Genomic DNA, 10,992 nt, shown 5'->3' on the forward strand with positions numbered 1-10,992 from the left:
AATTGCTGGTTGTTTAAATGTTTTATATATTCTGTTCAATTTTCAAAGACCATTTTATCTCGTCGCCTTCAAGCGACTTGATTATCTTATCACTTTAGAAGTTTTATGTCAACATCTTTTTTCAGAAGTTTTTTTCTGAGTTTCAAGGTGTTTCCTACTCCCCTTAGCGACTTAATTAGTATATCACTTAAACGATTACTTGTCAACATTTTTCGACATTTTCTAATGCCATATTTACCATGTTTACTTTGCTTTCGCTTGAGCAACGAAACTAATGATACCATATATCTTCACTATATAACCATTATATATTTCTATTTGAATAATCTATTATTATAATACTCTATATTACTACGTTTATCTTTATAATTCTACTATTGATACACTAGGTAAAGTTTAGCAAATATACTTTTGTGTATATTAAAAAGAGGTGACAATTCATCACCTCTTCTTATATATTAAATAGCTTTTCTCTTTTGAATCGTAACTGGATAATTTTCTGTTCCATTTATATTCTGATTTTCATTTACTATAGTTCCCTTATCTGCAATAACCTTAGTCATTCCAACATTCTCTTCTATTACACTATTTTGCATTATAATGCAATTTTCAAGAACTGTTCCTTTTCCTACTCTAACTCTTCTTCCTATAATACAATTCTTAACTGTTCCTTCAATATAAGATCCATTAGCAACAATTGAATTAACCACATTACTTATTTCAGTGTATTGTGTTGGAGCCTCATCTTGTGATTTTGTGTATATAGGATTCTTATCATAAAATAATTCTTTATTTATATCTTGATTTAAAAGGTCCATATTTGCATCAAAATAAGCTTTAATAGAGTTTATACAAGCTAAATATCCTTTGAATTCAAAAGCACCAACTTTAAGATCATTTAAATTTCTACTTATATATTCTCGTATCTTTCTATATACTCCACTTTTTATACAATCATAAACTATATTAATGAAAAGGTCAGTCTTCATTATATACATTTCCATATTAATATTAGCCTCTTTTTCTCTTCCTATATTTTCGCCAATACTTATTACTCTATCTACTTCATTTATATTTAATGCTTCACAATCAATAAAACTTTTATCAGCATTATCTACAGACTTATATACAACTGTTATATCATTGTTATTCTTTATATGATTTTTTATAAGGTCATTATAATCTATATTACATACCATATATGATGGTGCTAACAATATATACTCTCTTCTACTATTTTTTATAAATTCTATATTATCAGCAAAGTTGTGTACATCATCATATTCTGGTTCATAGTTTCCAAAATTAAATACTCTAAGTCCATCTTTTTTTCTATGAAGGTCCCATGGCCTACCGTTTGTTAAATGATTTATTAAGGACCTTGATTTATTCTTTGTAAATATGCCTATACCTTCAATTCCTGAATTGGCCATATTTGATATAGCAAAATCTATTACTCTATATCTTCCTGAAATAGGCACTGATGCTAATGTTCTATGTCTGACTAATTCACCCATTCTTCTTTCATTTTCATCTAAATTTATAATTCCTAAACAATTATTCAAAAAACCACCCTCTCATCAACAGCTATCTTTTTAAACATCTATATTATTAGCAGCACTTTTCTTCTACAAATATTCCTCTTGGTCTTATATCTAATCCCATATCCTTAGATACTACCTCAGTTTCTAAATTTTCATTTGCAGCAACTACTGCAATGTTATCTCCATTACCAACTCTACATTCTCTTCCTATAACAGCATCAGCACCAACTATAGCTTTTTCTATAACTACATTATCTTCTATACGTGCATTTGGCATTATAACTGAATCCTTAATAACAGTATTTTTCCCTACATATACCCCTTGTGATACTATAGAATTCTCTATATTACCATTTATTAAACATCCTTCTGTAATTAAAGAATTCTTAACTTTAGCATCTTCTCCAATATATTGTGCTGGCCTAACTGGATTCTTTGAATATATTTTCCAATCCCTATCATTTAAACTTAACTCGTCATCCTTCCTTAATAGGTCCATATTAGCTTCCCATAAGCTATCTATTGTTCCTACATCTTTCCAGTACCCCTTAAATGGATAAGCTACCATTCTTCTATTCTCATTAAGCATTTTAGGTATTATATTTTTTCCAAAGTCATTACTTGATGTTTCATCTAACTCATCTTCACTTAAATACTTTTTAAGTGTTTTCCAATTAAAGATATATACTCCCATTGACGCGTTAGTGCTCTTTGGATGTTCTGGCTTTTCCTCAAATTCATATATTGTTTGATCTTCCCTCGTGTTCATTATTCCAAACCTAGTAGCCTCTTCCATCGTAACGTCTATAACTGCTATTGTTACATCAGCATTCTTTTCTTTATGGAAGTCTAACATTTCATCATAATCCATTTTGTAAATATGATCTCCTGACAATATAAGTACATATTCAGGGTCATATCTATCTACATATTCAATATTTTGATATATAGCGTTAGCTGTTCCTTTATACCAATCTCCACCCTTTTCTTCTTGATATGGTGGTAGTATTGCAACTCCCCCATCTCTTCTATCTAAATCCCAAGCATCTCCAATTCCTATATGTGAGTTAAGCTCTAATGGCTTATATTGTGTTAATACTCCTACTGTATAAATTCCTGAATTTGCACAATTACTTAATGGAAAATCAATTATTCTATATTTCCCCCCAAACGGTACTGCAGGCTTTGCTAGATTCTTAGTTAACACCCCTAATCTAGAACCTTGTCCACCTGCTAAAATCATTGCTACGATTTCTTTATTACCCATATAATGTATTCCCCTTCCCTTTTCACTTCTATACCTTAAAGATAAACTTTATCATGCTTTATTTATTGGCACTAGGTTATCTTCTTCCTAGTGCCACAATAATTAAATCATACTTTTTATTATCTTAAACTCTCTTTTATTTAACTCTATATTTATATGCTTATTATTGTTATTTTCATATTTCTTATTGTCTATAAGATCATAAGCTAATTTTTCTATACCAATTAATTTATAATCTATTTTTTTATTATAAGGATTTATTATTATGGTAATCATATCTCTCATATACATACGTTTATATATAATCAATCCTTCTGTATTATCTATAAATTTAAAATCCCCTTTTTTTAAGACCTCTTCATTATTTCTTATACCTATTAAGCGTTTATATATATCTAATATTTCTGTATTGGGACTTTTCCAAGGATATGTCTTTCTGTTATAAGGATCTTTTCCTCCTGTAAGACCTACCTCATCGCCATAATATATTAAAGGTACACCTGGTATAGTCATTTGTATTGCTATAGCTAATTTAAGAAGTTCTTTATCTTCTTCTAGCATTGTAAATATTCTTTCGGTATCGTGATTTCCTAGTAAATTAATATTGCTATAAAAGTTTTCTATCGGATAATTTTCGTATAAGCTCATTATCCTCTTAGCAAAATATTTTGTACTAATACTACCTGTTAAGCATTTTATTATTACATCCCTAAGTGGATAGTTAGTAACTGAGTCAAGTTCATCTCCAAAGAAATATTCTCTTCTTTTAGAATAACTAACTTTATTTGATGCATCTTCCCATACTTCTCCAATTAAAACACTATCATTATTAACATTTAACATCTTATCTTTTATAATTTTTATAAATTCATCTGGCAATTCATCTGCTACATCTAGTCTCCAACCATATGCCCCTAAATTCATCCATTTGGATATTATAGATTTATTATCCTTAACTATATAATTTATATAATCCTCATTTAATTCATCTATATTGGGTTGATTATTAAATCCCCACCAACATTCATACTTATCTGGATATTCATTAAATCTGTACCAATTATAATATCTAGATTCCTTTGACTGATAAGCACCTAAGGTATCATAATTACCATACTTATTAAAATACTTACTATCTGATCCAGTATGGCTAAATACTCCATCTAATATAATTTTCATATCTAGCTTTTTTGCTTCATAGCATAATGCCTTAAAATCTTCTTCAGTTCCAAACATTTCATCTATTTTTTCATAATCTCCTGTATCATATTTATGACAACTTATAGCTTCAAATATTGGATTCATATATATAATTGACGCTCCTAAGGATTTAATATAGGATAACTTTTTTATAATACCCCTTAAATTTCCTCCATAAAAATCCCATCTTACTACATTTCCATGTTCATCTTTAATATACATAGGATAATCATCCCAATTTCCATATATAAAACTATTTCTTTTAGGATTATTTATTTTTCCATCATCATTACCATTGCAGAATCTATCTACAAATATTTGATATATAATACCTTCTTTATACCAGCTTGGAACTTTTCTCTCCTTATATACAGTTAATTGATAAGTTTTAGGATTGCCTACATATTGCTTACCAATTCCCCCTAATTCATCTTCATTATTTCCATAATATATAATTTCATTATTATAAATAATTTCAAAATAATAATTATTTACCCCACATAGATTATCCGTATTTATCTCTATATTAAATCTATTGGATTTATCATCTTCTTTTATCATCAACTTTCTATATTTAGATAAATCAAATTTAATTAAATTTAGATATACCTCTGCATCTATATCTACATCTATTGATATAGATACATATTTCCCAATATCAACTGCTCCAAATGGTTTTCTATAACTTAAATTATGAGAATTATGAAAAATACTACTCTCTATCATAAAAGCCCCCTAATTATTCGCTTTTATACAAAGCTTTTGTATTCCAAATTTCTTTAGAATATTCTCTTATTGTTCTATCTGATGAAAATATACCTGAGTGGGCTATATTAATACCACATATTCTTTGCCATTTTTCTTTATCTCTATATAACTTATCTACTCTTTCTTGAGCCTTTATATAATCATTAAAATCTCTCAGTACAAAGAATTCATCATTATAAATTAATAAGCTATCATAAATATCTCTAAATTTATTCCTGTCTTCTGAGTATTTTCCATCTATTAGATTATCTAATACTTTTTTTATGCGACTATCATTGTTATATATATCGAAAGAAGAGTAATCACATGTTTTATAATAATTTAGAACTTCATCTGAAGTTAAACCAAAAATTATTATATTATCATCCGTGACCTCATCTCTTATTTCTATATTAGCTCCATCTAAAGTAGCTACTGTTATAGCGCCATTCATCATGAATTTCATATTGGATGTACCTGAAGCTTCTTTGGTAGTAGTTGATATCTGCTCACTTACATCAGCTGCTCTTATTATTTTTTCTGCTAATGATACTCTGTAATTATCCATCATAATTACCTTTATTTTATCTTTAACAATTGGATCATTATTAACTTTATCTGCAATAGCATTTATTAATTGAATTGTATTTTTTGCTAGATGATATCCAGGTGCAGCTTTACCACCAAATATAAATGTTCTTGGAACTATATCTAAATTTGGATTTTCTAATAACCTATTATATAAATCCATTATTCTTAAACAATTTAATGTTTGTCTTTTGTATGCATGTATTCTTTTTACATGTACATCAAAAATAGAATTTGGATCTATCACTATTCCTTTTTCTTTATAAATTTCTTTTGCTAATTTTTCTTTATTTTTATATTTTATTTTATAAAGTGACTCTATTACATTTTTATTTTTCAAATGTTCTTTAAAATTTACTAATTTCATTGGATTTTTGATGAACTCATCACCTATTGTATCTTTTAATAATGCTGTTAAGTCTGGATTACTTCTTATAAGCCATCTTCTATGAGTTATACCATTTGTTTTATTATTAAATTTATTAGGATAGAATTCATAAAAATCTGCCATTTCCTTATTTTTTAAAATCTCTGTATGAAGTTTCGCAACTCCATTTACGCTATGGCTTCCTACTATAGCTAGATTTGCCATCTTCACATAGTTATCAGATATAATGGCCATACTAGAAATTTTATGCCATTCTCCAGGATACTTATCCCAAAGCATACTACAATATCTCTTGTTTATTTCTTCTATTATCATATAAATTCTTGGAAGTAATTCTTGAACCATATTCACTGGCCACTTCTCTAACGCTTCTGCAAGTATCGTATGATTAGTGTATGAAACAGTATTTTTAGTTATATTCCAAGCTTCATCCCATTCTAATTCTTCCTCATCAATTAATATTCTCATAAGTTCTGGTATAGCAAGTGTTGGATGAGTATCATTTATGTGAATAGATATTTTTTCATGCAGTTTTTTAATATTTCCTCCATTTTTTTTATAATTTCTTATGATACTTTGAAGTCCAGCTGATACAAAGAAATATTGCTGTTTTAATCTAAGTAATTTACCTTCATAAAATGAATCTTCTGGATAAAGTATATAAGATATTGACTCCACATAACTTTTATTATTTATTCCTCTGTCATACTCTCCTCTATTAAAAGATGAAAAATCGAAGTTATCCTCAATAGATTCTGCACTCCAAAGTCTTAAAGTATTAACTACATTATTTTCGTATCCTATTACTGGAGTATCATATGGTACAGCCTTAACTACTTCATATCCATCATGATAGAATTTCAATCTACCATCTATATTTCTTGCTATAACTATTCCTCCAAATTTAACAATCTCAAACTTATCTTCTTTTCTTATTTCCCAAACATTTTTAGATTGTAGCCACTTATCTGCTACTTCAACTTGACTACCTTCTATAATCTTTTGATCAAAGAATCCATACTTATAGCGTATTCCACATCCATGTCCAGGAATACCAGAAGATGCCATAGAATCTAGGAAGCATGCTGCAAGTCTTCCAAGTCCACCATTTCCAAGCCCTTGATCTTGCTCTATTTCTTCAAGAACCTCTAAATCTATATCTAATTCTCGTAAACCTTCTTTACAAATATCTCTTATACCTAAATTTAGTAAAGAGTCTCCTAGTAATCTTCCAAGTAAGAATTCCATAGAAAAATAATATACTTCTTTATTTTCTAAAGATTTGTATTTATTGTTAGTTTCAATCCAATCCTTTGTAGCATAATCTCTAACTAAAGTTCCTAATGCTTGATATCTTTCTAAATCACTACCTTCATTAAGTTCCTTAGCATACATCTTTGAAAATTTTTCTTCAAAATCTTTTTTAAATATTTCTGTGGTTATTGGCATTAATTAATTCCTCCTGATATCTCAAAATTTGAGTATCAGCCTATTAGTTCTTCATACATTTCCTTATATTCTATAGCGGATTTATTCCAACTATTATCAGAATTCATAGACTGTAGTATTAATTTTTGCCAATTTTTATCATTTTTATATACCCTTAATGCATATTCAATTGTTCCTTTAAGCTCATTGTAATCATAATTTTTAAATCCAAAGCCTGTCCCAACGCCAGTAGTCTCATCATAAAAAGTAACTGTATCCTTAAGTCCACCAGTTTCTCTAACTATAGGAACAGATCCATATCTTAAAGCTATTAATTGTCCAAGTCCACAAGGCTCAAATAATGATGGCATTAAAAACATATCTGATCCTGCATATATTCTATGTGCTAATCCATTATCAAACATTATATTTGCAGACACTTTATCTGGATACTTGTTTTGAAGATCTTTGAATCTATGTTCATACATATAATCTCCTGTTCCTAATATAACAATTTGAATGTCTTGATCTAATATACCTTCTATCATATTTATTATTAGATCACATCCCTTTTGATGTGTTAGCCTAGATACCATTCCAACCATAGGTATATTTCTATCGACTTTAAGTCCAAGTTCCTTTTGAAGGGCTTCTTTATTATCTTTCTTGTAACCTAATGTATTACTAGAATAGTTCTTGAATATATACTCGTCAGTATCTGGATTATATTCATCATAATCAATTCCATTCACTATACCTTTAAGTGCTTTTCCTCGATATCTTAATAATCCATCTAATGTTTCACCAAATTCAGGAGTTTTTATCTCTTCTGCATAAGTTCTACTAACTGTTGTAATTTTATCTGAATAATTTATAGCTCCCTTTAAAAAGCTTACCCCTCCATATAACTCTAAACTACCATTTTCAAATAACTGATAGTCATATCCAAAAAGCTCTGGGAGTATTTCCGGTGAAAATGTACCTTGGAAAAACAAATTGTGTATAGAGGTTATAGTTTTAATATTTTTAAAGAACTCATTATTCTTATACTCTACTTTATGAAGTACTGGAATCATTCCTGTCTGCCAATCATTGCAATGTATTATATCAGGCTTCCAGTCCATTTCTTTTAAGAATTCAAGGACAGCTCTATCAAAGAATGCAAACTTTTCTCCATCATCATAATATCCATATAATCCTGATCTTTTAAAGTAATACTCGTTGTCTAAAAGATAATATTTTACCCCTTTATATTCATACTCTAATATTCCACAATATTGATTTCTCCAGCTTACCCTTACTGTAAATTCCTTTATAAATTTTAACTCCTCTTTTATTTCTTTCTTTATATCCCTATAATTAGGGATTACTACCCTAACATCAATACCTAGGTTCTTTAGTGCTTGAGGTAATGCTCCTATAACATCTCCAAGCCCACCTGTCTTTATAAATGGATGGGCTTCCGATGCAGCAATTAAAACCTTCATTATTTAGTTCACTCCTTATTTATTTTTCTATAATTGTTTTATTCTCAATAGCTAATTTATTAAATTTCTCAATTCCAATAATAGATACAGCCATAGGCGGAATCTTTACCTTTATAGAATATGGCATATTGTGATACCCTTCATCTTCTGCAACTAACGTTGCTCTCATAGCCTGTCCAGATCCACCATATTTCTTTTTATCTGTATTAAATTTCTCTTTATAATCTGCTAAATAAGGTACACCTATCTTAAAATCATAGTAAACTTCAGGAGTAAAGTTACATATGAATATTAATGTATCCTTCTCTTGCTTACCTTTCCTCATGAAAATAAGTATACTTTGATCATTATTGTCTGCATCTATCCAAGTAAATCCTTCAGGATCATAGTCTAATTCCCATAGGGCACTATTTTCCTTGTAGAATTTATTCAAGTCTTTACAGTATTCATTGGATTTTTTATGCATATCAAATTCATTTATAAGCTTCCATTCAAGTTCTTCATATTCTCTCCACTCTATAAATTGACCAAATTCTGAACCCATAAATAGAAGTTTTTTTCCTGGATGACCTATCATATATGCTAAATATAATCTAAGCCCAGAAAATTTATTCCAGTAATCTCCCCACATCTTATCAACTAATGACTTCTTTCCGTGAACAACTTCATCATGTGAAACAGGTAGTATAAAATTCTCTGAATAATTGTACATCATAGAGAAATTTAATTTATTATGATGATACTTTCTATATATAGGATCAAGTTCTATATACTCTAAAGTATCATTCATCCATCCCATATTCCATTTAAAATTAAATCCAAGACCTCCATCTTCAATAGGCTTACATACATTTGGCCATGATGTTGATTCCTCAGCTACCATCAATAAATTATTAAACTCAGAGAAAACTGCTGTATTTAGATCCTTTAAGAATTGTATCCCCTCTAGGCTACCATCTCCTCCATATATGTTAGGTCTCCACTCGCCTTCATTCCTTCCATAATTTAAATAAATTATATTTGAAACTGCATCAACTCTTAACCCGTCTATATGGAATTCCCTAATCCAATATAGTGCATTAGATATAAGAAAACTTTTAACTTCTGGCTTTCCTAAATCAAAATTAAAGGTACCCCAACCTTTATTATCCGCTTTCCATCCTTCTTCATACTCATATGTTGGACTTCCATCAAACATATACAGTCCGTGCTCATCCTTACAGAAATGTCCTGGTACCCAATCTAGGATTACTCCAATATCATTTTTGTGAAGTAAATTTATTAATTCCTTTAGTTCTTCTGCATTACCGTATCTACTAGTAGGAGAATAGTACCCTGTTCCTTGATAACCCCAAGAGGCATCTAATGGATGTTCAACAAGAGGCATTAGTTCTACGTGTGTATAGCCCATATCTACAACATATTTAGTTAATTTTTCAGCTAATTCACTATATGTTAAAAATTCACCATTCTTCATCTTCCATGAACCCAGATGTACTTCATATATATTTATAGGACTTTCATATACATTTGTTCTATTTCTTTTATTTATCCATTTTCTATCAGTCCATTTAAATTTCACATCTTCTTTAACAATAGATGCTGTATTAGGTCTCATTTCAGATAATAAAGCATATGGGTCTGCCTTATATACACCATTAGTCCCCCATTGATTAATGATGTAATATTTATATTTAACCCCAGCCTTAAGTGCAGGAATAAACAAACTCCATATTCCCATTTCTGTTATTTTTTCTAACTTATATTCTTCAACAGGCTTAAAATCTGAGAACTCTCCAACTACATAAACACAACTTGACTTAGGTGCCCAAACAGTAAATCGAACCCCTCTCTTCCGCTTCTCGATAACATTGTGAGCTCCCATAAATCTATAACTATTGTAATTTTTTCCTTCATGGAACAAATAGTTATCAAAGTCTGTTATTTGTCCTTTTTTAACCGTTGCTTTTTTCTTTGTTGCTTGTACCATGTTACCCCCTCCTTACTTATATCCTTACATTACTTTACAATTATAACATTTAACCCCTTCATACTCCATTTATTTCATAGTCTAAATTTTTACAATTTCAAGTGGTTTTTTTCAAATTTTATAAGGAAAATTGATAAAGGCCGAAATTTAGACAAAATCTAACTCTCGACCTTTAAAATATTTATATACCTAAAATTAATTTATATATTTTCATACGCAAAAAAAGAGATAGTAATTAAACTATCTCTTTTCATTACTCACCTGGCAACGTCCTACTCTCCCACACAGTCTCCCGTGCAGTACCATTGGCGCTATAGAGCTTAACTTTCCTGTTCGGAATGGGAAGGAGTGTT

Annotated in this window: 6 protein-coding genes and 1 rRNA gene; all 7 read right to left on the reverse strand. The window is 29.3% G+C overall.

Going from position 1 to position 10,992, the window contains the following annotated elements:
* Nucleotides 1-458: 458 nt before the first annotated feature.
* A complete protein-coding gene (gene glgD / locus JOC62_RS18750) occupies nucleotides 459-1,565 on the reverse strand; it encodes a glucose-1-phosphate adenylyltransferase subunit GlgD (RefSeq protein ID WP_204596794.1) in 1,107 nt (368 codons plus the stop codon).
* Between the two features lie 46 nt (nucleotides 1,566-1,611).
* Complete coding sequence (locus JOC62_RS18755; RefSeq protein ID WP_204596795.1) at nucleotides 1,612-2,811, reverse strand: glucose-1-phosphate adenylyltransferase; 1,200 nt, start codon at nucleotides 2,809-2,811, stop codon at nucleotides 1,612-1,614.
* 102 nt (nucleotides 2,812-2,913) lie between these two features.
* Entirely contained in the window at nucleotides 2,914-4,737 is a 1,824-nt protein-coding gene (locus JOC62_RS18760; protein ID WP_204596796.1) for a glycoside hydrolase family 13 protein, read from the reverse strand.
* 13 nt (nucleotides 4,738-4,750) lie between these two features.
* A complete protein-coding gene (locus JOC62_RS18765) occupies nucleotides 4,751-7,183 on the reverse strand; it encodes a glycogen/starch/alpha-glucan phosphorylase (protein WP_204596797.1) in 2,433 nt (810 codons plus the stop codon).
* Nucleotides 7,184-7,218: 35 nt separating this feature from the next.
* Nucleotides 7,219-8,649, reverse strand: a complete 1,431-nt coding sequence (gene glgA / locus JOC62_RS18770; RefSeq protein WP_204596798.1) for a glycogen synthase GlgA — start codon at nucleotides 8,647-8,649, stop codon at nucleotides 7,219-7,221.
* 19 nt (nucleotides 8,650-8,668) lie between these two features.
* A complete protein-coding gene (gene glgB / locus JOC62_RS18775) occupies nucleotides 8,669-10,639 on the reverse strand; it encodes a 1,4-alpha-glucan branching protein GlgB (RefSeq protein WP_204596799.1) in 1,971 nt (656 codons plus the stop codon).
* Between the two features lie 259 nt (nucleotides 10,640-10,898).
* Nucleotides 10,899-10,992: ribosomal RNA gene (rrf, locus tag JOC62_RS18780) — 5S ribosomal RNA — on the reverse strand; the annotation flags it as partial.

Source organism: Clostridium sardiniense (assembly GCF_016907995.1).
In the GTDB taxonomy this organism is placed as follows: Bacteria; Bacillota; Clostridia; order Clostridiales; family Clostridiaceae; genus Clostridium; species Clostridium sardiniense.

Bases quoted from the DNA above. Each gene is read 5' to 3' on its own strand.
- JOC62_RS18755 (WP_204596795.1), bottom strand. From the start codon at position 2,811: ATGGGTAATAAAGAAATCGTAGCAATGATTTTAGCAGGTGGACAAGGT.
- JOC62_RS18760 (WP_204596796.1), bottom strand. From the start codon at position 4,737: ATGATAGAGAGTAGTATTTTTCATAATTCTCATAATTTAAGTTATAGA.
- JOC62_RS18765 (WP_204596797.1), bottom strand. From the start codon at position 7,183: ATGCCAATAACCACAGAAATATTTAAAAAAGATTTTGAAGAAAAATTT.
- glgA (WP_204596798.1), bottom strand. From the start codon at position 8,649: ATGAAGGTTTTAATTGCTGCATCGGAAGCCCATCCATTTATAAAGACA.
- glgB (WP_204596799.1), bottom strand. From the start codon at position 10,639: ATGGTACAAGCAACAAAGAAAAAAGCAACGGTTAAAAAAGGACAAATA.